Origin of the sequence: Burkholderia sp. Bp8992 (assembly GCF_003853705.1) — a bacterium.
Lineage (GTDB): Bacteria > Pseudomonadota > Gammaproteobacteria > Burkholderiales > Burkholderiaceae > Burkholderia.
Map to the genome: position 1 here is coordinate 193,333 of NZ_QTQI01000008.1, position 19,995 is coordinate 213,327.

Below are 19,995 nucleotides of genomic sequence, written 5' to 3' on the forward strand. Positions count from 1 at the left end.
GGCGCTTCTGGCGCCACGGCGGTGAATTCGAGCCACGATTGTCGATAGTCATTAAGGGCTCGGCAAACGATATCTATGCACTAGGTCTTGCGGTTTGGTCATTAAATGGGGGTTGGGGGGCGGCATGGTATGCCGATTGGATGCGGACTTCGGGTGCGCTACCCGAGGTCACGCATTCCCGCGCATGTCCTGCACCGCCGCTTCCGCAGCCTGGATGCCGGAGAGCATCGCCGTCGGTACGCCATACCCCGGGAACGTCGTTTGTCCGCCGAGATAGAGGCCGCGCAACCCTGCGCGATGCGGAAAGAACTTGTCAGGTGTCGTGCCCGGCGCAATCCCGTAAAGCGCCCCTTCGTACAAATGCCGCCCGTTCGCGAAATCCCGCGGATCCGATACGCGGACACTTTCGATGCAAAGGCCGGGAAGATGTGCCCGTATTGCGCCGAGATGGTCGCTGACCGCAGCCTCTGTCATCGCGCTCGTCCATTCCGATGCGGAGTGGATGCCCGTCGCCGGCGCATACAACTCCAGTACGGCCTTGCCGTTCGGCGCAAGCTCCGGCAACACCAGCGACGGACAGGTATAGGCAAGCCATTGAGGCACGCCAGGCGTCGATGCATGCAAGGCCCCCTGCTGCCGCATCGGCGGAACGCGATTGGTGATGAAGGCGCGTGGCAACGTGGCGCCCGAGCCGCCAACCTGAATCGAAATCGCGCGATGCGACAGCGGTGCCGTGCGTGCCTTGTGCGCCAGCCGCCGTGGCACCGCGTGGTCGGGCAACAAATGGCGCACCACTTCGAAACCCGAACACGTCGCGACGACGCAATCCGTCGCGATACGCTCGCCGTCTGCAAGCACGATGCCGCGTGCGGCCCCGTTCTCCACGACGATTTCGCGGACAGGGGCACCGAACCGGATCGGCACCGATCGCCTCGACAGCTCGCGCGTCATCGCGGAACTGATGGCGCCCATCCCTGTACGCGGCAAATGGAATCCCTCCTCCAGCATGGCAATCAGGCCAATGATCTGCGTTGCCGGAAGACGATCGGGGGCTTGCCCGGTGTAGAGCAACGTCGATGCCACCGCCGCTTGCAGGTCTGCATCGGCAAAGTGCGCTTCGATCAGACGGCTCGCATGCCCGCTCATGCGTGGCAGATAGCGCCACAGTTTGCTCAACGTCCGCAGAAGCGAAGGCTCCTGCGGCAGCACTTCATCAACCAGCGTGCGATAGACAGGCCCCCATTGCTGATGAAGCCTGCCAAGGCCGTCGCGCAGTTGCCGTGTCCGCGAATCCGCCCGGTCGCCTTCCACATGGGACATGTCGACGCTGGACAGATGAACGGCCGTTCCATTCTCCAGATGCGTAACGTGAGGGTGGGCGACGGCCACCATCGGAACCTCGCGATCGAAGTCGAGACCGAGGCGCCGGAAAGACGCGCGAATCAGCGACGGCACCGCGACATACACCGCGCCGTTGTTGAACGTGAAGCCGTCGTTCGTCGTGGTGGAACAGCAGCCGCCGGCTTCGTCCGATGCTTCCACGATGACGACCGGTCTGTCATTGCGCGCCAGCAGCAGCGCAGCAGACAGGCCGGCCAGGCCGGCGCCGATGACGACGACGGGCTGCTTGTCATTGCGCGCCATACGATCCCTCGCGCGATGATTCGCGAATGGCTGGAAACGTATGATTGACGTGCCAGTTGCCGTCCTTCTGGATCAGCCGAACCGAATTGAGGCCCAGCGGATCGGGCGCAATTCCCCGCATGCGCGACCACATTTCCACCCAGACCGGCTTGCAGGTGACGGCGATCACGTAAGGATCGTCCGGCCCGTCGGGAAACCACGTGAACAGCGACTCTTTCCAGATACGTTGTTTCAACGCCGTGTCGGCGGAAACCACCGGAACGGTTCCGATCGTCACGTATCCACGATCAGCCATGCTGAGGAAGGACAGGCTGATCGCACTTCCACGGCAAATCTCAAGCGCCTTGCGCGTTCTCGAATCGGTCATGAAACGAATCGTGAGGTCCTGCCCGATTTCGAGGATCTCGACGACTCGCGAGTTGATCTGACCGGATGCGTCGTTCGACGACACGAAACAGAGCGCGCAGTTACTGACGATTTCATGGGCTTGTTGAAAGAGCTGGTCGGCGTTCATGGTGGGTTGGATAGCGTTTCGGGAAAAGCTCTAAAACCAGTAAAGCGCGGCGTGCAGGCCCGCGCCAAGTGCGAACACCGCCACCATGATCCAGCTCAGGCGCGTTCTGGCGAAGAGCACGGGTTGTACAACTGCTCGCAGCAACCAAAACCCGCTTCCTGCCAATGCAAGCGGCCTCTGGATTTGTACTGCGGCCGAGACGAGCGACACCGCGTAGACGACGAACACGTAGCTCAACATCACGTTCAGCGTCTGCGTAATGCCCTGATTGAGTCTCCCGCTTTTCTCGAGAGACTCCGGCCACCTGAACCAGCGCCAGAAGGTCAAATGGAACAACGCGAAGCCGAGGTCGTACACCGCGCTGAGCGAGAGCGATAGCGTGTGATGCATCAGCGTCACTCCTATGGCGGGTGTTGAACGTCGAAGGTTCCGAGCGGCGGCGGCCCGTCATGGATATCGGCCGGCTCTGCAGGCAATCATTTAATGCACTTCGAGCAACTGTATACGTCGTGCATTAATTTGGCAACACGTGTCGGTGATGTTCTCTTGCATTTCCATGCACGCCGTTTCGCGGGACGCGGTTCGGCCTCACGGATCTTGCGGCCGTGGCAGTTATAGAAGATGGCGGAGGGGGGATGAGTTGCGGCGCGCAGGGCAATGCGCCATACGCGAAACCAGGACGGGGGCAGCACCGCATCAACGCGACGACCACCCTGCAGCGGGACCGTTCTCAGCGAAGCCAAATCGGAATTCTCGCCGCGATCCAATCGAGCGTGGTGGGCGGCAGCGAGATCGACCGCATGCCGTCATACCGATCCGACGCGTCGAAGTAGGTCAACTTGCCATTGCGGACTTCGATCGGCTCGTCGCCCGGTCGCCCGCCCCAGAAAACGAACGACAACCTAGTGGCCAATGTCGATCCGTGAGCATCGGCTACGACGATTTTGATCTGCTCGTTTTGATCCGCGAAAAAGCCACCATGCTGGCTACCGCTTCCGCAGATGTTCACGATGTAGGTCCTGCCGTCGACCTGTTTGATACCGCCGTTCAGCTCGGCGTTGTAATCAAAGCGCTGACAATCGGTACCGTCAATCATGATTCCGCGAAAGCCGACCAAGTAGACGAACACCAAAAAAACGAGCGTGACGATCGCGACGCCTGCGCGCTTCGCTCGGCTGAAACGGTTGAAATTTCTGACGAGCCGGTACAGGTAGAACCCGAAGATGATCGACGGGATGGCGAAGATCGCCAGCTTCGTATGCAGGAGCGCGAAAATCGTGATCGCGTTATGCACATCAACCGGCACGAACGTCCACCCAATATCGACCACAAGGTATATGGCGATCACGGACAAGACTACTTTGAGGATGGTCATGGCCGCTTTCATTGCTCGGCCGGAATGGTTCTGCATACGGTGTCAATTTTCAGAATGATCGGCTTGTCCAGCTTGATGAGTTTAGGCTGGCTGTAGACCATGAAGTCGCCGCCACGATTATGCACCGACCTCCAGTCCCGGTACGTCTTGTTATGCACCGGCCAGTAGACATCCTTCGCTCGAAATTTCCGAAAGCGACTGGTTCGTTTGTCGATCGGCTTATCGACCTCTTCTCCCTCAGGGAGATAACGCGACCGCTCAATGTTCGAGTTTCCAACGTTCAAGTTGCTGCTCTCGAAAAGGTCGTTGGCGACCGCGACGTAGGACAAAACCATTCCGTTCTTGTTCCAATGACCGAGGTACTGGCTCTTGGAAGGCGAGTCATCGTTGAACGAGTAGCTGTCCTTGATGTAGACATAGACGTGGGTAATCTGCGCCACCGGATCGAGACAGAATATCTTGCTCTCGCCCTCGTACTTGTAATAGCGCTCGCCAGTAACGGTCGCCTTCCCGATGGCGGCGTAGAAGCTGAAGTTCGCCAGAGCGCCGGTCAGATCGGTCACCGCGATACCATCGAGCGTATCGAAGGAGGATACCGGTTGGAATTGGAATCCCCACGCGATGTGAAACTGGAGTAGATCCTTGAGAAAGGGTGAAGTGTCGACGGCGATACCTGCCGCGTTCAACTGCCCGGCCGCGAAACTCGTCTCGATCACGGGTACCAAGGTTTTCGTGGCTTCTAGCGCAGCGAGCGGCGTGTAAATCGCTTGTCGCACGAGTTGCTTGAATCGCCAGGATGCACCGCGAAATCTCAACGCCCATTCCAGAGTGACTGTCGTGTCGTCGATCGGCTGCGGTGAGTTGAGCTTGTTGTTGTAGACATGCTTGGGGCTCGCCAACCACTTTCGCGCCAACTTGGCCGAAATTGGCCAGCCCTTCTTGTCCATCGCGTTGGGGATGTCCTGCAGATCGAACTCGGGCAGCTTGTCGACTTGCTCGGCGTCTTGAGGCTTGTCGCTCGGCTTTAGCTTATCCGGCGGTTTGGCCGGTGCTGGAGCACGGGCTGGCGGCTTCTTCGCTGCAACTGGATCGGCTACCTTGGGCGGAGGCGGCAGTGGCTGCTCATTTGGCGCAAGCCTGGCGAACGAGATCTTTTGCTGCGTGTCGATGGGAACGCACCCGACGGCGCCGGAGTAGCATTTCCAATGCTTGCCGGAATATAAAAGTCGCGGTTCCATCTGGTAATACGGGACTTTCTTGAAAACTGGCATGGGTAGATAGCACCTCTGAATGAATCGGCGCAAAAATAATCGATACCCAAGCAAGTCCACAATAGCAATGAAAAAAACTGTTAAATCGGTCCAAGTACGCGAAAGTCGTGAAAATTGGGACAATTCTCAAAAGGCATGTTGCCGTATTGGCCTATTCCGCCTTGGTGCTGCAACACTAGCGATGGCAAGGAGCACAAGATATCCTTCCCTCCAACGATCGTTGACTGGATGCGGACACGCATGCCGCTCTTCAATCACGTTGGTCTGACCTGGCGATGCTCATCGAGCACCGCACATCCCCTGCACATCCACCTTGAAGGGTTCACATGGAATACAACATCCATCGAGAAGTACCCTCAGTATCGACATATATCGAGATTCGTCTTGCTGCGGGGTTGAGCCGAAAGTCTGAGCAAGCTGCAACGATCGGATTGAAGAATGGCCTTTTCAGCGTCGTAGCGTACTGGGGTAGCGTTCCGGTCGGAATCGGCAGGGTGATCGGTGACGGTGGTTGTTTCTTCGAGGTCGTGGATATCGCAGTATTGCCGACTCACCAGAAGAAGGGCGTAGGCGATCTGATCATGCGGGCACTCATGAACTACATTCACGAGAATGCGCCGCCGACTGCCTATGTCAGTCTGATGGCGGATCACGGGACGCCGAAGTTCTATGAACGCTATGGCTTCCAGCCGTCGGTACTTCCCGAGAAAGCGGGTATGTTTCTTCGCATTGAATGACGCGGGTTCGTGTCAGATCAAACGTAGGCCTCTGCATGGCGCCGGATGACGTCCAGCGTCACGTCCCAATAGAGCACCAGATGCTTGCGGATGGTGAGCGTCGGGAAACCGTGCATCGTGAACGAGAGCGTCGTGCCGCCGCAAACGGGCTCCAGCGCGAAATCCAGCGTTGTGTAGCTGGCCGGCTCGTCCGGCAGGTTTGACAGTGTGCTCAGATGCGTCCAGCTAAAACGCCGCGGCGGGTCCCAGAGCAAAATGCGGCCACGGTTCTCGAACGGCACGTGCTGCCGGCCGCGTACGACGATCGAGCCACCAGCGCGCCCCTCATGCTCGACAGACACCGGCATGGCGTCGTCGCCCATCCACTCGGCCATCCGCGACGGCTCGGCAAGGCTGCTCGCCAAGATCTCGATGGGCGCGGCGACGAAGATCGCACGTTCAACGGGCTCATCACACAGATGATCGGATGTCGCGCTCATATGGCCTCGGAGATATTTCGTGTTCGGCATGGGCATGGCCACCGAGGGCAGTCTCTGGCCGGAGGTCGCCAGCCGCCGCCCTGCGCCGCTCGACCGGTTGAATCCGCGGCCGAACAGGGTCCGCCAACTTGCTCAGTCGTTCAACTGAATGCGATAGCGAAGCGTCTCAGCGAATCCGTAGGCTGCCGGTTTTCTGAAGCGCTCGATCAATACACCTTTGCACGCAACGACTACCTTCTGCGAGGCGATATTCTCCGGATCGACGGTCAGTTCGACATAGGGCAGACCTTGTACCTTTGCTTCGCCCAACATCAAGTTGAGCGCCTGCGTGGCGTAGCCATTGCCCCTCTTCCACGGCACAACCGAGAAGCCGATATGTCCGAGTACGTAAGATGGCAATTCGGCGGTTCCGACCTGCCAACGCAATCCGATTGCGCCGCTGAAATCACCGTCCCATATCCAGCGGACAATGCTCGGGAGTCGCGCGATAGTCGAGCCATCGGGTAAAGGAATCGGACCGCCAGATGCAGTTGGATCGTCCAGTCCGTCCACGAATCGCTCGGCATCTACGTCAATCGCATCCAATTGTTCGCGCGCAGCGATCTCCTTACGGACATTGTCAGGTGACCATCCGGCCTCAAGCGCTGAAACGTAGCTCGGCAACAAAGCGGTCGTAGGCCTCAACAGTTTGATTGCGCTCATGCCGATTGATCGAAGCGTGTCTGGGAAAGATGATTGTCGACCGTTCAATCGGCAGCGTCGAGCGTTTCAAAATGGCCGAATGCCGATAAACAAGGGGGCGGCCTTAGCCGCCCCATAACAACCAATCAATCAGCCCGCCACACCCCGATTAGCCTCGATCACCGTCAGCGCAGCCATATTCACGATCCGCCGCACGGTGGCGCTGGAAGTAAGAATATTCACCGGCGCATTGACGCCCAGCAGGAAAGGCCCCACCGCCACATTGCTCCCCGCCTCGGTCTTCAGCAGGTTGTACGCGATATTCCCCGCATCCACGTTCGGACAGACCAGCAAGTTCGCCGCCCCCTTCAACGGCGACATCGGCAGCAGCTTCGCCCGCAGCCCTTCGTCGAGCGCACAGTCGCCATGCATCTCGCCGTCCGCCTCGATATCCGGCGCCTGCTCGCGCACGATCTCCAGTGCCCGGCGCATCTTCACGCCCGAAGCCGCACTCCCCGACCCGAAATTCGACCGCGACAGCAGCGCGACCTTCGGCGTCAGGTTCAGCCATTCCATCTGCCGCGCCGCCGCGATCGTGAATTCCGCGATCTGCTCCGCATCGGGGTTGTCGTTGACGTGCGTATCCACCAGCGCGACCGTCCGCTGATCGAGCAGCAGGATGTTCATCGCCGCGTAGGTCGACGCACCGGGCTTCTTGCCGATCACTTCGTCCACGAACCGCAGGTGATTGTGATACTCGCCCACCGTCCCGCAGATCATCCCGTCCGCGTCGCCGAGCTGCACCATCATCGCGCCGATCAGCGTCAGGCGGCGGCGCATCTCCACGCGCGCCATTTCCTTCGAGATACCGTCGCGGCAGCGCAGTTCCCAATACTTCGTCCAGTACTGCGGGAAGCGCTCGTCATACTCCGGATTGGTCACTTCGACATCCTGACCGAGTCGCAGGCGCAGGCCGAACCGCTCGATACGCGCCAGCAGCACCTCCGGACGCCCGACCAGAATCGGCCGCGCGAGCTTCTCGTCGACGATCACCTGCACCGCGCGCAGCACACGCTCGTCTTCGCCTTCGGTGAACACGATCCGCGCCTTGCCGCCGTCACGCACCAGCTGGCGTGCCGTCGCGAACAGCGGCTTCATAAACGCGCCCGAGTGATAGACGAACTGCTGCAGCTGCTCGACATACGCGTCGAGGTTCGCGAGCGGACGCGTCGCCACGCCGCCTTCCATCGCCGCCTTGGCCACGGCCGGCGCGATCCGCACGATCAGGCGCGGGTCGAACGGCTTCGGAATCAGGTATTGCGCGCCGAACGACACGTCGTACGCACCGTAGGCCGCCGCGACGACTTCATTCTGCTCTTCCTCGGCCAGCCCCGCGATCGCGTGAACCGCGGCGATTTCCATCTCGCGCGTGATCGTCGTCGCGCCCACATCCAGCGCGCCCCGGAAAATGTACGGGAAGCACAGCACGTTGTTGACCTGGTTCGGGTAGTCCGAGCGGCCCGTCGCGATGACGACATCGTCGCGCGTCTCGTGCGCCAGTTCCGGGAAGATTTCCGGCGTCGGGTTGGCCAGCGCGAGAATCAGCGGACGCGCCGCCATCGCCTTCAGCATCTCCGCCGTGAGGATGCCGCCGACCGACAGCCCCAGGAACACATCCGCGCCGCCGATCACTTCGGCGAGCTTGCGCGCATCGGTTTCCTGCGCGAAACGCGACTTGGCCGGATCCATCAGCGTGGTACGGCCGCGATAGACGACGCCCTCGATGTCGGTCACCCACACGTTTTCCACCGGCAGCCCGAGGTCGACCAGCAGGTCCAGGCACGCCAGCGCGGCCGCACCGGCGCCCGACGTCACGACCTTCACTTCCTTGATGGACTTCCCGACGACCTTCAGCCCGTTGATGAACGCGGCGGAAACGGTGATGGCCGTGCCGTGCTGATCGTCGTGGAAGACGGGAATCTTCATGCGATCGCGCAGCTTCTGCTCGACCGTGAAGCATTCCGGCGCCTTGATGTCCTCGAGGTTGATGCCGCCGAACGTCGGCTCGAGGCCCGCGATGATGTCGACCAGCTTGTCCGGATCGGTCTCGTTGATCTCGATGTCGAACACGTCGATGCCGGCGAACTTCTTGAACAGCACGGCCTTGCCTTCCATCACCGGCTTCGACGCGAGCGGGCCGATGTTGCCGAGGCCGAGCACGGCGGTGCCGTTCGTGATCACGCCGACCAGGTTGCCGCGGCTCGTGAAGCGGTGCGCCTGCAGCGGATCGGCGGCGATCGACTCGCACACGCTCGCCACGCCGGGCGTGTAGGCCAGCGCGAGATCGCGCTGGGTCACCAGCGGCTTGCTCGCCACGACCGAGATTTTCCCGGGGGTCGGAAACTCGTGATAGTCGAACGCGGCCTGCTGCTGTGTCTCTGTCTGTTTCATGTTTTGGGTCCCGGCGTGGGCGCCAGGCCAGTCCCGGCGCGATCCATGAGGGTGATTCTAGGGATCCGCCATAACGTGATGATTCTGTTTTAATATCGGTCCATCACTTTTTCCTGATGAATACATGACCAGTCAATGAATTTTGACGCAAACGACGTGGTCAGGCGGCTCGGCGCTCGTCTGAAGATTCGGCATCTGGTGCTGTTGCTGCAGATCCAGCAGCACGGGTCGCTGACGCGCGTCGCCGAGCACATGGCCAGCAGCCAGCCGGCCGTGACGAACGCGCTGTCCGAGCTCGAGAGCATGTTCGGCACGCCGCTGTTCGAGCGCTCGTCTCGCGGCATGCGGCCCACCGCGCTCGGCGCGGTCGTGCTCGAGCGGGCGAAGGCGATGATCAAGGATCTCGACCACCTCGCCCGCGAGATGGAGGCCGTCGCCGCCGGGCATGCAGCCCATCTGCATATCGGCGTGATTCCGTTCATCTCCGGGCAGATGCTGTCGGCCGCACTGAAGCGGCTGCAGGCGCGGATGGAGCGGCGGCTGACCGTGACGATTCACGAAGGCACCAGCGATCAGCTGCTGCTGCAGCTCAGGGACCACAGTGTCGACATCGTGATCGGGCGCGCGTCGTCGGCGATCGATCTGGGCCAGGTGTCGTTCGAAGTGCTGTATCAGCAGCAGCCGCGCATGATCGCGAGCCGGCGTCTTGCGGCCAAGCTCGCGCGCACGCCGCTGGATTGGCACAAGCTGCACGCGCTCGACTGGATTCTCGGCGCGCCGCATACGCCGATGCGCGAACAGGTGACCGACCTGTTCCTGTCGGCCGGCATCGCGCCGCCCGTGCCGATCGTCGAAAGCTACTCGTCGAAGCTGATCGGCGAAATGATCGCGTCGAGCGACGAGGCCGTGTCGATCGTGCCGGCCGATATCGCGGAAGAACTGGTGCGGATCGCCGGCGTGGCGATCGTGCCTTATTCGCTCGTGTGGACGCTTCCGCCGATTGCGCTGTTTACGCGCTCCGCCGATTCGCGTTCGCCCGCGCGCGATCTGCTCGTCGAGGCGCTTCGCGCAGTGTGCAAGGAGACGTACGGGGACATGCAGCGATAAGGCGCTACTTGCCGGCGGTGAGGCGACGCAGGATTTCCGGACGCTCAGAGGCCAGCACGTGGTCCCCGCCCTCGCCGTTGTCGTAGCGCTTGCTCGTGCGGTAAGAAAAGCGCTTCGCGTATTGATTGGCGACAGGATCGAACACCCATGCGTCGACTTGGAAGAAGTGCTTGTCGAAATGCACTTCGCCCTCTTGCCACTCGGCGTCCGCCCGGACAAACAGCGGATACGGCGACACATCCGGCAGCTTCCACATCGCGCGGTCGGCCATCTCCGTCTGGGTGACTTTCGGCATCAGGTTTTCGATCTTGCCGTTCGCGCCGATCCGCAAGATCGCCACGCGCTCCAGCATTCCGCTGCCGCCGCCCGAGAACATTCCCGAGAAGAAGACCCACGAGCCGCCCGATGCGATCGGCAACCGCTCGGACTTCGGATCCAGGCCGAACTGGTACAGTTCCTTCGAAGAATGGGGAAGCGGCGCCGGCGGCATCTCGAAGCACGGGGCGTGGTCGGGGAGGATGCAGAGCTTGACGCCGGACAGCGGGAGACCATCGCTGTCGAGCTTGCCTTCCGTCTGCGTGAAGCGCGGGAATGCGGATTCGCTGGGGGCTGCCTGGACGTCGGCGATGCCGACGACTGCAAAGCTCAAGATCACCACGAGCGTCTTACCGGTCCTGCGCATACACCACCCTCTCTTTGATTTTTTGAATGACGCGGATTGTCGACGATTCGGCAAGCTTGTGCCGAAAATCATTGCCGGTTTCACTTCGTTTGACGAGACGCCTGCGAGAAACCCGTCAGTGATCCAGTCGACAGTTGATCCGCCGGCTTCTCGTACAACGACCAGTCACGGCCGTCCGACTTCAACCCGACGCGGACAAAGCCAAGCGATTCGTAATAGGCGCAAAGCTTTGTGTTTTCCGCTGCACAGTCGAGACGAACGAAACGCCGGTTCAAGGCGCTCACCTCGTGAGCGCACCAGTCAAGCACGAAGCGGCCAATGCCGTTCCCGTTGAAACCTTGCCGTACACATAGCCCGTGCACGTAACCGGCGACCGGTTCTTGAGGCCCCCAGTGCTGGTCATCGCCGAAACTGAGCGAGAACGTCCCGACCAACGTGCCATCCTGTTCGACGACATACACTGCTTTCTCGGCGACGTTGTTTCGTACCCACCGCTCGGAGAAACCGTCGCCCTCCTTGCCCCACACATAATCGCCATGCGCGACTTTCTTTGCATGTGCATCGTTCCGGATCTGCGTAAGCGCCGGTACGTCGTCTGCTGTCGCTCTGCGGATGCTTTTCGAATTCATCGCTTGTCTTTCCGTTGAGTCGTCGCGGTGTGGCACCACAGCCTTCATCTCGCCAGCCCAGCATTCGCAATAGCAAACGTGACGATCTTAAGAAGTCGTACCCTGGAACCATCGCGAACACGGGCCCGTATAAATCAGCACGGTCGCAATCGCATTAGCGAAAAATGACACTTCGATCAGGTTCACCCTGAACGGGAACTTCACCACGATGAAGGCCAGCGTCGTGACAATCGTGAGCATCAGCTCCAGCGTTCGCGCCAGCTTTTGTCGTTGGCAAAGGCCGATGATCAGGATGGCGTTCAGGAAAAGCCAGAAGGCCTGGACCACGGCGAGAAACGCACTCCCGTGACGCATAAGCGTCGCCTTTTCCGCGGACACTTCGCCAATTTGGCTGTAACCCACTATCTGAATCTGAAGCCAGACTGTAAACGCGACCTCGATGAGCCAGACAATCGCGAAAAGCGCGACGGCATGACGGATCTGCGGCGGCGCGTCCGCGTGAAACGCCGGCATGGCCTTCAGTTTGCTGATTGGCATTGTGTTTTCGGGAGGCCGACGGCCCCCGCCCCGGGATGTGCTTCTATTGTCTGCACCGCATGCCGACATCACTCTTCTGTGTGTTTCGGCTGAGTGTAGCGTACCCGCTGTCCGATTCGAAAGATCGTCCGAAGCTGAAGCGTCCGATCATTCGCAACAACAAGACTCACCGCCCTTGATGCTCCGCGATCGTGACAACGCACAGCGCATGATCAGCGATCTGATCGCGACCGTAGATTTGCTCGCATGTCGACAAGCCCGCATAGAGATGTTCGATCGTCGGCATGCCGATCCTCACCGCTCGCAATCTGTCATATCCCCGAATACACTGGTTGCGATCCAGCTCGTATGTCGACGGCGAGTGTTTCAGAACAGGAAACACCGGAAAGGCCCTCGGTAATTGCTGCGGTGCGATCGGCGAACTGGGCAGGACCGACGACGTACTCGCAACGAGGAAATCGTCAAAGCGAATCAACGCGGATACCGCCGCCTGCGTGCAATATTCGTAGGCGGCCTCGGGCGATTCGTCGGGGGATGGAGCCGGAAAACTGAAAATCATCCCAAGACCAAAACGAAATGGTGGCTCGCCGAAGAAGGGGCGTTGAGCAAAGGGAAACTGCGCAGACGCATCAACCGTGTGCATCACCAGAATCCAAAGCAGCAGGTATTTTCGCAAGACCAAGTGTTCCGATTCGAAATGCGCTGTCGAGTCAGTCAGGCGCAGACTCGATTCCGAGTGCAAGCGTGACTCGCGGCCCCCTAACCGAGGGATAAGTAAATCCCGGCGCCAGCAACGAGGATGAACAAAAGCGCAATGACCAGGCAAACAACTCGCCGGACACTGCGCAGGCGAGCCGACCCGAAATACAATCCAGCCACGCCGACACAAAGCGTCACTGGCCAGTATTCAACACCCGCGGCAAGCACCACCATGTAGAAAGGCCATTCGATGGTCATTTCGCTCATCGCGACACGCTCTCTTGTGTGTTTGGTGCGTCACCCCACCACCTGATGACACACCACCTCGATATTGTGCCCATCCGGCCCGATGACGAACGCCGCGTAGTAGTTCGCGTGATAATGCGGCCGCACCCCGGGCGCGCCGTTGTCCTTCCCGCCCGCCTCCAGCGCCGCGCGGTAGAACGCATCGACTTGCTGCCGATTGTCGGCCACGAACGCGATGTGAAGATGCGCCGGTTTCTCGTCCGTCTGGAACAGGCACAGCGAAGCCTTGGCGGGCGTACTGATTTCGATCCCGTAAGACGGCTCGCCCTCGCCCACCGTCACTGCACCGATCGGCGCAAGCGCCTTGAGGAAAAACGCCTTGCTGGCGGCAAAGTCGCTGACGCCGAATTTGACGTGGTCAAACATGAGATCCCCTCGGATAGATGGGCTGGCCTGCACCCGGGTGTGATGTCGAGACCACCGCGATGGTGCCATACCCTGCCGGCGGCAGTACACCTCTTCTCTCACCCGCTCACCCCATACCGGGCCGTCACGTCGCGCTACGTGAAATTGTCGAGATCCGTTGGATACCTGACGATCGCATGTCTGTCAGCTTGCTTATCTGAAAGGATTCGAAATGCCAGTGAGCACTGCCACGCCGGGCTTCCTGCGACGCGCATCCGGCTCGCGATCATTCGATCGCCGCCAGCACCCGCTCGAAAAAATTGGCCCGCGCCGGAAAGCGCGGGCCGAGCGGAAGTCACCAAACACCTTGGGGGGGACAAGGCGAGACCAGTCTAGCCCGATCCATCGGAGAGTAAATTTCATACGGGATTACAGCTATTACTTCATATGACGAAGCAACGGCTGGCATCGTCGACGCCGTGCACCGCATCGCCGGGTTTGCTATCGTCCGATGGCATGATGCTCCAACCCTCCTCACCCACATCGAAGAAGGCGGCCCAATGATCGACCACGTCTACCTCTCCGTCACCGACATCGACAAGTCGCTGGCCTTCTACGCCGAAGCGTTGAAACCGCTCGGCTGGCGCATCTTCGGCAACTACGACTCCGCGTCGGGCCCCGAGGGTGTCCCCGATCTCTATGGCATCGGCGACGACGTGTACGGCAAGGGCAACGCGGTCGGATCAAGTATCTGGCTGCGCCAACGCAAACCCGGCGAGACGGGGCTGTACCTCGGGATTGTCTGCGATTCCAACGAACTGGTCGATGCCGCCTACGCAGCCGCGATCCAGGCCGGCGGCATCGACGAGGGGAAACCAGCGGATCGCACCTACTTCGCTCGCGGCTACTACGCAGCGAACGTCGCCGACTTCAATGGCAATCGCCTCGAGTTCGTCCACAAGGCATGGAACCCGAAGCGACACGCATAGCACGAGCAGCTGCGCAAGTCGGACGCGCGCGGGCTCAAGTCAGCACGCGCCACCCAGATGCTGCGTGAACCATTCCACGGCCGCCCGACTGGTTGCGTCGAAGTGCTCGATATACGGCGTGAAATGACCGCCCTTGATCTGCAGCAACCGCTTCGGTTCCAGCGCGTTTTCCCATGCCTTGAGGCAAAGGTCGGTCGGCGTCAGCACGTCCTGGTCGGCGACGATCATCAGCAGTGGCGTCGGCGAGATGCGGTCGACGTACTGGCCCGGTTCGTTCTCGCGGGACATCTCTGCACTGCGTAACGTCACTTCATTTCGCCAGCGCGGCGCGAACTGCGCGGCCGATTCGGTGAAGAACCGGTACGCATCCGCGCCGGCCATCGCACAAGCAGCCGACGGGTCGGCACTGACGGCCGGCATCATGGCAGGCGCGCCGCCCGCGAAGCGCTGCCTGCGATCTTCATCGAAGCGCGCCAGCATTGCCGGTACGAGATCGGAACGCGTGCGGCGCAAGCCCGACTGATACCCGCTGATCGTCGGCACCTGCGACACCACGCATTTGACGCGCCGGTCGATCGCGGCGACTTCGAGCACGTGGCCGCCGCTGTAGCTGGTGCCCCAGATACCGATGCGTTCGGCGTCGACCTCTGCGCGCGTCAGCAGATAGCTGATCGCGTCGCGATAGCCGCGCTTCTGTTGCACGGGATCGATTTCCTGACGGGGCAGCCCGTCGCTCGCACCGAAGTTCTTGTGATCGTAGAGCAGCACGGCAAAGCCGCTGGCGGCGAACACCTCGGCGTAGCGGTCCAGATACTGCTCCTTCACGGCCGAGAAGCCGTGCGCCATCACGATGGCGGGATGGGCCTTCCCGTTGGCGGTGCGCTGCGCCGGTTCGTAGAACCAGCCCCGCAGCGTCGTGGATTCGGACGAAAATTCGATGTCGTGGCGTGTCATGTCGGCTTGCCTCATTCTGTCGGTGGGGTCGATGACCGACACGATATGCCCGCACGCCAAATCCCGCGTGTTCCGGTAAGACGTTTGCTACGTGGAATCGGACAGTTTCGCGTAAGCGCTCGGCGTCATGCCGGTGAAGCGGCGAAACACGGTCGAGAATGCGCTCGTCGTTTCGTAACCCAGTTCGGCCGCGACGGCGATCACGGAACATCCCGATGCCAGCAACGGGCGTGCGGCTGAAATCCGCGCCTGCTGTCGCCACTGGCTGAACGACAAGCCGGTTTCGGCGGTGAACAGCCGGGCCAACGTTCGACTGGACGCACCGACTTCACCGGCCCATTCCGTCAGCGTGCGTTGATCGGCCGGATTCGACAGAATCGCATCGCAAACGCGGGCAAGGCGCCGATCCTGGCCCGACGGAAGCCTTAATGGCTGCTCGGGCGACCACTCGATTTCAGCGAGCATGAGCTGGATGACGAGAGCGTCGCGTCCGGCGGGACTCGCGTCGATCGGCAGGGACGATGCGCGCACAATCAGTTCACGCAGCAGCGGCGACACCTCTATCAGTCTTGGTTGATTCGGATAGGCCGACGGGTACGCGTACGGGTCGACGTACGCGGTTCTCATTTCGAGGAGGCCGTGTGCGCGCATCGCATGCGGAAGGTCCGGCGGGATCCACAGCGCGCGATGAGGCGGGATCAACCAGAGCGACTGGGAGGCGAAGACTTCGGCTATGCCCGTCGTCGTGTAGACGAGTTGTGCGCGCGGATGCTGATGCTCTGCGACGACGAAACCGTCGGGAAATGCTTTCGGCATGACCGCTGCGATACCCGGTGCGTTCTGGTAATCGCGCGGGTCGGTGCTCTTTTGAATGGATGCGATGCCGGCACGCTTCGGGTTGGCTGTCGCGTTGCGCTCGATCGCGTCACCGTGGCCGTTCCCTTCGTCCTTCATCGCTCATCCTTTCACTTGTTCGGGACAGTCAGGTGATGCGATCCCGGCGAATCGGACAGATGATACGGGAATGGCGGGACGAAGCCGCGAATCGTTTGTGGAAGCTCACCGCCGATTCTTCGTGCCACAAACTCGATACGTTGCGCAGACTTTCCGAACTCGCCGCTCCACCCGCCTTCCGCGCGATCTTGGACGTTCGATTTCGTGCTGCTATCGTTGTGCACCTTTCGACGATTTCGGAGTGAACGATACATGCCCTTGATCTTGCGTCGAGCGACCACGGCCGATGCTTCAGAGGTGGCCGACGTCTATCTGCGGTCGCGCAAAACGCTGGCATCGTATGCGCCACTCGTGCACGCTGATGCTGCCGTCCGGGATTGGGTTACCGACGTGCTCGTCCCGTCGGGCAACGTTACCGTCGCCGTGAACGACGATCGCATAGTCGGCATCGCCGCCCACGCTGTCACTGACGGCGTGACATGGCTCGAACAGTTGTATGTGTGCCCTGAGTTCAAGCGGCAAGGAATAGGCACGGCCCTGCTGGAGTCGGTGAAGTCGCAGGCCAATGGCAAGCTCCAGCTCTATACGTTCCAGATGAACCGCGATGCCGCTGCGTTTTATGAGCAACACGGGTTCGTTGCCATTGCATACAGCGACGGGAGCAGAAACGAGGAAGGTTGCCCTGATGTTTTGTATTGCTGGACGCGATAAGGCTTCCATTCGCTGGCTCGCATGGCAAGCAGCCGTTACGGATTCTCGCCGTCAGAAGCGCAGTATCTACGGATGGAACATTTCGCCAAAACTCAGCATGTCGATGAATTCCGCGATTTTTCGCGCCCACGCTTCGGCCATCAAGTACAAAGGCCACCGCTCATTGCAATGAGCGATGGCCACCAGAGCAATGCATCACAACGCGAACCGTCCCGGCAACGATCCGCCGCGCACCCACTCCGCCAAACCGCCTCAAAGAATCCGATTCAACGCATCCGCGAACCGCTTGACCGCGCCATCGACATCATGCAGCTTGTCGAGGCCGAACAACCCGAGCCGGAAAGTCTTGAAGTCCTCCGGCTCGTCGCATTGCAGCGGCACACCGGCCGCAATCTGCAACCCGACATCCGCGAACTTCTTCCCGGTTCGGATCCCGTCATCGTCCGTATAACTGACCACGACACCCGGCGCCTCGAACCCAGCCGCCGCCACGCTCCTGAATCCCTTCTCGGCCAGCAGGGCACGAATGCGCTCGCCAAGCTCGCGCTGCTCGGCCTTCACCTTCTCGAAACCGTAAGCCTCGGTTTCCTTCATCACGTCGCGCAGCGTCGTGAGGCTGTCGGTCGGCATCGTCGCGTGATACGCGAACCCGCCGCCCTCGTAGGCTTCCATGATCTGCAGCCACTTGCGCAGATCGCATGCGAAGCTGGTGCTGGTCGTCGAATCGATGCGTTCGCGCGCAAGCGGGCTCAACATCACCATCGCGCAACACGGCGACGCACTCCACCCTTTCTGCGGCGCGCTGATCAAGATGTCGACGCCGCTGGCCTGCATATCGACCCACACGGTGCCCGACGCGATGCAGTCCAGCACGAACATCCCACCGACCGCATGCACGGCATCGGCCACTGCACGCAGATACCCGTCGGGCAGCATCATCCCCGAGGCCGTTTCGACATGCGGCGCAAACACCAGGTCGGGCTTGTTCTCCCTGATCGCGGCGACCACTTCGTCGATCGGCGCCGGCGCATACGCAGCCTGCCGCCCCGCTTCGACCGGACGCGCCTTCAGCACCGTCGTTTCGGACGGAATGCTGCCCATGTCGAAAATCTGCGACCAGCGGAAGCTGAACCAGCCGTTGCGGATCACGAGGCACTTCCTGTTCGTCGCGAACTGGCGCGCCACGGCTTCCATCCCGAACGTCCCGCTGCCCGGGACGATCACGACCGACTTCGCGTTATAGACTTTTTTCAGCGTGGCGGAAATGTCGCGCATGACGCCCTGGAAGCGCTGCGACATGTGGTTGACCGAGCGATCGGTGTACACCACCGAATATTCGAGGAGGCCCTCGCGGTCAACATCGGGAAGTAAACCTGGCATGCTCGCCTCCGGTGAAAAATGAACGATGGAATCAGGGCGCGCAGCGCCTGCGACTCGATACTGCTCTGCACCAATGCAAATGCGTCACTCTTCGACGAAAGCAGATTCTAACGAACGCCGCCGGCCGATTGGGGCATATTTTGTCCGCCGTCCGGTTCGATGCGCACCAACGCCGCCCCGTGCAGCGCACGTAGCCCTGTTCCGAGTAAGGGTTAACGACGCGTGCGGCGGACAGCCCATAACATGTCGATCAGGCTCCTCGCGACGGAATCCTCGATGACCTCCTCTTCAGCTTCGTCACTGCAGCCGTCCACCGATCCCGCGCTCGCCGAGCGCATCGATGCGGTCCTGTCCCGCCAGCTCGACACGCAGCGCCTCGTCGGCGCGGTGGTCCTCGTCGCACGCCACGGCGAGCTCGTCTACCGTCGCGCGGCCGGATTCGCGGACCGCGAATCGCGCACGCCGATGCGCGAGGACACGCTGTTCCGCCTCGCGTCGGTGACGAAGCCTATCGTCTCGACCGCCGCGATGGTGCTCGTCGCGCAACACAAGCTGTCGCTCGACGACGACGTCACGCGCTGGCTGCCCGAGTTCCGTCCGGCGCTGCCCGACGGCCGCGTGCCGGTGATTACGGTGCGCCAGTTGCTCGTGCATACCGCCGGCCTCGACTATCGCTTCAACGAGACCGATGCGAACGGCCCCTATGCGCGAGCGGGCGTGTCCGACGGGCTGGATGGCGCATCGATCACGCTCGCGGAAAACCTGCGCCGGATCGCGAACGTGCCGCTGCTGTTCGCGCCCGGCACCAACTGGAACTACTCGCTGTCGATCGACGTCATCGGCGCGCTGATCGAAGCTGTCTGCGGCGTGCCGCTCGCCGACGCGATCGATGCGCTCGTGCTCCGCCCGCTCGGTGCGCGCGACACGGCTTTCGTCGCACGCGATCCCGCGCGGCTCGCTACGCCCTACGTCAACGACACGCCGCAGCCGCACCGGCTCGCCGAGAACGAAACCGTGCCCATCGACGAAGGGTTCGTCGGTGTCACGTACTCGCCGTCGCGCGCGCTCGATGCGCAGGCGTTCGCATCGGGCGGTGCCGGAATGGTCGGCACGGCCGGCGACGTGCTGACGGTGCTGGACACGCTGCGCGCAGGCGGCGGCGCCATCCTGCCGCCCGATCTGGTCGACGAGATGGGCCGCGTGCAGACCGGCGACTTCGAATTGGCGGACCTGCCCGGCGCGGGCTTCGGGATCGGGTTCTCGGTGTTGCGCGACCCGCAGGCGGCTGCGTCGCCGGAGTCCGTCGGCACGTGGCGCTGGGGCGGCGTCTACGGGCACTCGTGGTTCGTCGATCGCGCGCGCGGGCTGACCGTCGTGTCGCTGTCGAATACGCTCTACGAAGGAATGAACGGCCAGTACACGCTCGACCTGCGCGATGCCGTCTACGGCGTCGGATAGCCCGCGAAACGAAAAAAGGCCCGACAAGCGTCGGGCCAACGGGTTTGAGACACAAGGAGAATCCCGCCCATCTCGCTTCCGGGCGGTTACGC

General features: G+C 61.3%; 23 protein-coding genes. 5 read left to right on the forward strand and 18 right to left on the reverse strand.

Translation table 11 applies throughout. The annotated features are described in order from the left end of the window. Positions 1–168 precede the first annotated feature (168 nt). The 5 genes from DIE03_RS14815 to DIE03_RS14835 all read right to left on the reverse strand — a co-directional run bounded on the left by DIE03_RS14815 (position 169) and on the right by DIE03_RS14835 (position 4,804). On the reverse strand, positions 169–1,644 hold the full coding sequence (locus DIE03_RS14815; protein ID WP_124451484.1) for an NAD(P)/FAD-dependent oxidoreductase: 1,476 nt from the start codon (positions 1,642–1,644) through the stop codon (positions 169–171). Continuing rightward, positions 1,631–2,158 (reverse strand): pyridoxamine 5'-phosphate oxidase family protein, encoded by a 528-nt coding sequence (locus DIE03_RS14820; protein WP_124451486.1) that lies wholly within the window; start codon positions 2,156–2,158, stop codon positions 1,631–1,633. Before DIE03_RS14820 ends, DIE03_RS14815 begins: the two co-directional genes overlap by 14 nt. 30 nt (positions 2,159–2,188) lie before the next feature. After that, positions 2,189–2,548 carry a hypothetical protein gene (locus tag DIE03_RS14825; RefSeq protein ID WP_124451488.1) on the reverse strand — a complete coding sequence of 120 codons (360 nt, stop codon included), beginning with the start codon at positions 2,546–2,548 and terminating at the stop codon, positions 2,189–2,191. A 340-nt stretch (positions 2,549–2,888) separates the two neighbouring features. Next, positions 2,889–3,533, reverse strand: a complete 645-nt coding sequence (locus DIE03_RS14830) for a hypothetical protein (protein ID WP_260434887.1) — start codon at positions 3,531–3,533, stop codon at positions 2,889–2,891. 8 nt (positions 3,534–3,541) lie between these two features. Beyond that, on the reverse strand, positions 3,542–4,804 hold the full coding sequence (locus DIE03_RS14835) for a DUF6402 family protein (RefSeq protein WP_221623689.1): 1,263 nt from the start codon (positions 4,802–4,804) through the stop codon (positions 3,542–3,544). A gap of 326 nt (positions 4,805–5,130) precedes the next feature. On the opposite strand from DIE03_RS14835, the gene DIE03_RS14840 reads away from it, so the two are divergent. Then, positions 5,131–5,541 carry a GNAT family N-acetyltransferase gene (locus tag DIE03_RS14840; RefSeq protein WP_124451492.1) on the forward strand — a complete coding sequence of 137 codons (411 nt, stop codon included), beginning with the start codon at positions 5,131–5,133 and terminating at the stop codon, positions 5,539–5,541. Between the two features lie 17 nt (positions 5,542–5,558). On the opposite strand, the gene DIE03_RS14845 is transcribed toward DIE03_RS14840, so the two are convergent. The 3 genes from DIE03_RS14845 to DIE03_RS14855 all read right to left on the reverse strand — a co-directional run bounded on the left by DIE03_RS14845 (position 5,559) and on the right by DIE03_RS14855 (position 9,152). Then, positions 5,559–6,050 carry an SRPBCC domain-containing protein gene (locus DIE03_RS14845; RefSeq protein ID WP_185658160.1) on the reverse strand — a complete coding sequence of 164 codons (492 nt, stop codon included), beginning with the start codon at positions 6,048–6,050 and terminating at the stop codon, positions 5,559–5,561. A 102-nt stretch (positions 6,051–6,152) separates the two neighbouring features. Beyond that, entirely contained in the window at positions 6,153–6,722 is a 570-nt protein-coding gene (locus DIE03_RS14850) for a GNAT family N-acetyltransferase (RefSeq protein WP_124451496.1), read from the reverse strand. A gap of 129 nt (positions 6,723–6,851) precedes the next feature. Next, positions 6,852–9,152 carry an NADP-dependent malic enzyme gene (locus DIE03_RS14855; protein WP_124451498.1) on the reverse strand — a complete coding sequence of 767 codons (2,301 nt, stop codon included), beginning with the start codon at positions 9,150–9,152 and terminating at the stop codon, positions 6,852–6,854. Positions 9,153–9,287: 135 nt separating this feature from the next. Between DIE03_RS14855 and DIE03_RS14860 the strand changes: the two genes are divergently transcribed. Next, positions 9,288–10,259, forward strand: a complete 972-nt coding sequence (locus tag DIE03_RS14860) for a LysR substrate-binding domain-containing protein (RefSeq protein ID WP_124451500.1) — start codon at positions 9,288–9,290, stop codon at positions 10,257–10,259. Positions 10,260–10,263: 4 nt separating this feature from the next. Here DIE03_RS14860 and DIE03_RS14865 read toward each other — a convergent pair whose 3' ends face one another. From DIE03_RS14865 to DIE03_RS38745, 7 genes are all read right to left on the reverse strand, one after another. Continuing rightward, positions 10,264–10,941: a hypothetical protein gene (locus DIE03_RS14865; RefSeq protein WP_124451502.1), complete on the reverse strand. Its 678-nt coding sequence runs from the start codon at positions 10,939–10,941 to the stop codon at positions 10,264–10,266. Positions 10,942–11,021: 80 nt separating this feature from the next. Beyond that, positions 11,022–11,570, reverse strand: a complete 549-nt coding sequence (locus DIE03_RS14870; RefSeq protein ID WP_124451504.1) for a GNAT family N-acetyltransferase — start codon at positions 11,568–11,570, stop codon at positions 11,022–11,024. 87 nt (positions 11,571–11,657) lie between these two features. Beyond that, positions 11,658–12,107: a hypothetical protein gene (locus DIE03_RS14875; protein WP_124451506.1), complete on the reverse strand. Its 450-nt coding sequence runs from the start codon at positions 12,105–12,107 to the stop codon at positions 11,658–11,660. A 166-nt stretch (positions 12,108–12,273) separates the two neighbouring features. After that, positions 12,274–12,783 (reverse strand): hypothetical protein, encoded by a 510-nt coding sequence (locus tag DIE03_RS14880; RefSeq protein WP_124451508.1) that lies wholly within the window; start codon positions 12,781–12,783, stop codon positions 12,274–12,276. A gap of 83 nt (positions 12,784–12,866) precedes the next feature. Further along, positions 12,867–13,073: a hypothetical protein gene (locus tag DIE03_RS14885; RefSeq protein WP_124451510.1), complete on the reverse strand. Its 207-nt coding sequence runs from the start codon at positions 13,071–13,073 to the stop codon at positions 12,867–12,869. A gap of 30 nt (positions 13,074–13,103) precedes the next feature. Beyond that, on the reverse strand, positions 13,104–13,478 hold the full coding sequence (locus DIE03_RS14890) for a VOC family protein (protein WP_124451512.1): 375 nt from the start codon (positions 13,476–13,478) through the stop codon (positions 13,104–13,106). A 422-nt stretch (positions 13,479–13,900) separates the two neighbouring features. After that, entirely contained in the window at positions 13,901–14,029 is a 129-nt protein-coding gene (locus DIE03_RS38745; protein ID WP_260434888.1) for a hypothetical protein, read from the reverse strand. Between DIE03_RS38745 and DIE03_RS14895 the strand changes: the two genes are divergently transcribed. Then, positions 14,018–14,446 (forward strand): VOC family protein, encoded by a 429-nt coding sequence (locus DIE03_RS14895; RefSeq protein WP_124451514.1) that lies wholly within the window; start codon positions 14,018–14,020, stop codon positions 14,444–14,446. The two genes, DIE03_RS38745 and DIE03_RS14895, sit on opposite strands and share 12 nt — an antisense overlap. 39 nt (positions 14,447–14,485) lie before the next feature. Here DIE03_RS14895 and DIE03_RS14900 read toward each other — a convergent pair whose 3' ends face one another. Both DIE03_RS14900 and DIE03_RS14905 read right to left on the reverse strand, forming a co-directional pair. Beyond that, on the reverse strand, positions 14,486–15,400 hold the full coding sequence (locus DIE03_RS14900) for an alpha/beta hydrolase (RefSeq protein WP_124451516.1): 915 nt from the start codon (positions 15,398–15,400) through the stop codon (positions 14,486–14,488). A gap of 87 nt (positions 15,401–15,487) precedes the next feature. After that, positions 15,488–16,354 carry a helix-turn-helix domain-containing protein gene (locus DIE03_RS14905; protein WP_124451518.1) on the reverse strand — a complete coding sequence of 289 codons (867 nt, stop codon included), beginning with the start codon at positions 16,352–16,354 and terminating at the stop codon, positions 15,488–15,490. 252 nt (positions 16,355–16,606) lie between these two features. Here DIE03_RS14905 and DIE03_RS14910 point away from each other — a divergent pair, with 252 nt between their 5' ends. After that, positions 16,607–17,065: a GNAT family N-acetyltransferase gene (locus tag DIE03_RS14910; RefSeq protein WP_124451519.1), complete on the forward strand. Its 459-nt coding sequence runs from the start codon at positions 16,607–16,609 to the stop codon at positions 17,063–17,065. Between the two features lie 252 nt (positions 17,066–17,317). Here DIE03_RS14910 and DIE03_RS14915 read toward each other — a convergent pair whose 3' ends face one another. Further along, on the reverse strand, positions 17,318–18,445 hold the full coding sequence (locus tag DIE03_RS14915) for an aminotransferase class V-fold PLP-dependent enzyme (RefSeq protein ID WP_124451521.1): 1,128 nt from the start codon (positions 18,443–18,445) through the stop codon (positions 17,318–17,320). Positions 18,446–18,721: 276 nt separating this feature from the next. Here DIE03_RS14915 and DIE03_RS14920 point away from each other — a divergent pair, with 276 nt between their 5' ends. Further along, the gene (locus DIE03_RS14920; protein ID WP_124451523.1) at positions 18,722–19,903 is read left to right on the forward strand and encodes a serine hydrolase; all 1,182 of its coding nucleotides are present in this window, start codon (positions 18,722–18,724) and stop codon (positions 19,901–19,903) included. The last annotated feature ends 92 nt before the right edge of the window (positions 19,904–19,995 follow it).

What these genes read in the sequence shown, in the direction of transcription:
- DIE03_RS14815 (WP_124451484.1), bottom strand. Translation starts at nt 1,644, where the DNA reads ATGGCGCGCAATGACAAGCAGCCCGTCGTCGTCATCGGCGCCGGCCTG.
- DIE03_RS14820 (WP_124451486.1), bottom strand. Translation starts at nt 2,158, where the DNA reads ATGAACGCCGACCAGCTCTTTCAACAAGCCCATGAAATCGTCAGTAAC.
- DIE03_RS14825 (WP_124451488.1), bottom strand. Translation starts at nt 2,548, where the DNA reads ATGCATCACACGCTATCGCTCTCGCTCAGCGCGGTGTACGACCTCGGC.
- DIE03_RS14830 (WP_260434887.1), bottom strand. Translation starts at nt 3,533, where the DNA reads ATGACCATCCTCAAAGTAGTCTTGTCCGTGATCGCCATATACCTTGTG.
- DIE03_RS14835 (WP_221623689.1), bottom strand. Translation starts at nt 4,804, where the DNA reads ATGCCAGTTTTCAAGAAAGTCCCGTATTACCAGATGGAACCGCGACTT.
- DIE03_RS14840 (WP_124451492.1), top strand. Translation starts at nt 5,131, where the DNA reads ATGGAATACAACATCCATCGAGAAGTACCCTCAGTATCGACATATATC.
- DIE03_RS14845 (WP_185658160.1), bottom strand. Translation starts at nt 6,050, where the DNA reads ATGCCGAACACGAAATATCTCCGAGGCCATATGAGCGCGACATCCGAT.
- DIE03_RS14850 (WP_124451496.1), bottom strand. Translation starts at nt 6,722, where the DNA reads ATGAGCGCAATCAAACTGTTGAGGCCTACGACCGCTTTGTTGCCGAGC.
- DIE03_RS14855 (WP_124451498.1), bottom strand. Translation starts at nt 9,152, where the DNA reads ATGAAACAGACAGAGACACAGCAGCAGGCCGCGTTCGACTATCACGAG.
- DIE03_RS14860 (WP_124451500.1), top strand. Translation starts at nt 9,288, where the DNA reads ATGAATTTTGACGCAAACGACGTGGTCAGGCGGCTCGGCGCTCGTCTG.
- DIE03_RS14865 (WP_124451502.1), bottom strand. Translation starts at nt 10,941, where the DNA reads ATGCGCAGGACCGGTAAGACGCTCGTGGTGATCTTGAGCTTTGCAGTC.
- DIE03_RS14870 (WP_124451504.1), bottom strand. Translation starts at nt 11,570, where the DNA reads ATGAATTCGAAAAGCATCCGCAGAGCGACAGCAGACGACGTACCGGCG.
- DIE03_RS14875 (WP_124451506.1), bottom strand. Translation starts at nt 12,107, where the DNA reads ATGCCAATCAGCAAACTGAAGGCCATGCCGGCGTTTCACGCGGACGCG.
- DIE03_RS14885 (WP_124451510.1), bottom strand. Translation starts at nt 13,073, where the DNA reads ATGAGCGAAATGACCATCGAATGGCCTTTCTACATGGTGGTGCTTGCC.
- DIE03_RS14890 (WP_124451512.1), bottom strand. Translation starts at nt 13,478, where the DNA reads ATGTTTGACCACGTCAAATTCGGCGTCAGCGACTTTGCCGCCAGCAAG.
- DIE03_RS14895 (WP_124451514.1), top strand. Translation starts at nt 14,018, where the DNA reads ATGATCGACCACGTCTACCTCTCCGTCACCGACATCGACAAGTCGCTG.
- DIE03_RS14900 (WP_124451516.1), bottom strand. Translation starts at nt 15,400, where the DNA reads ATGACACGCCACGACATCGAATTTTCGTCCGAATCCACGACGCTGCGG.
- DIE03_RS14905 (WP_124451518.1), bottom strand. Translation starts at nt 16,354, where the DNA reads ATGAAGGACGAAGGGAACGGCCACGGTGACGCGATCGAGCGCAACGCG.
- DIE03_RS14910 (WP_124451519.1), top strand. Translation starts at nt 16,607, where the DNA reads ATGCCCTTGATCTTGCGTCGAGCGACCACGGCCGATGCTTCAGAGGTG.
- DIE03_RS14915 (WP_124451521.1), bottom strand. Translation starts at nt 18,445, where the DNA reads ATGCCAGGTTTACTTCCCGATGTTGACCGCGAGGGCCTCCTCGAATAT.
- DIE03_RS14920 (WP_124451523.1), top strand. Translation starts at nt 18,722, where the DNA reads ATGACCTCCTCTTCAGCTTCGTCACTGCAGCCGTCCACCGATCCCGCG.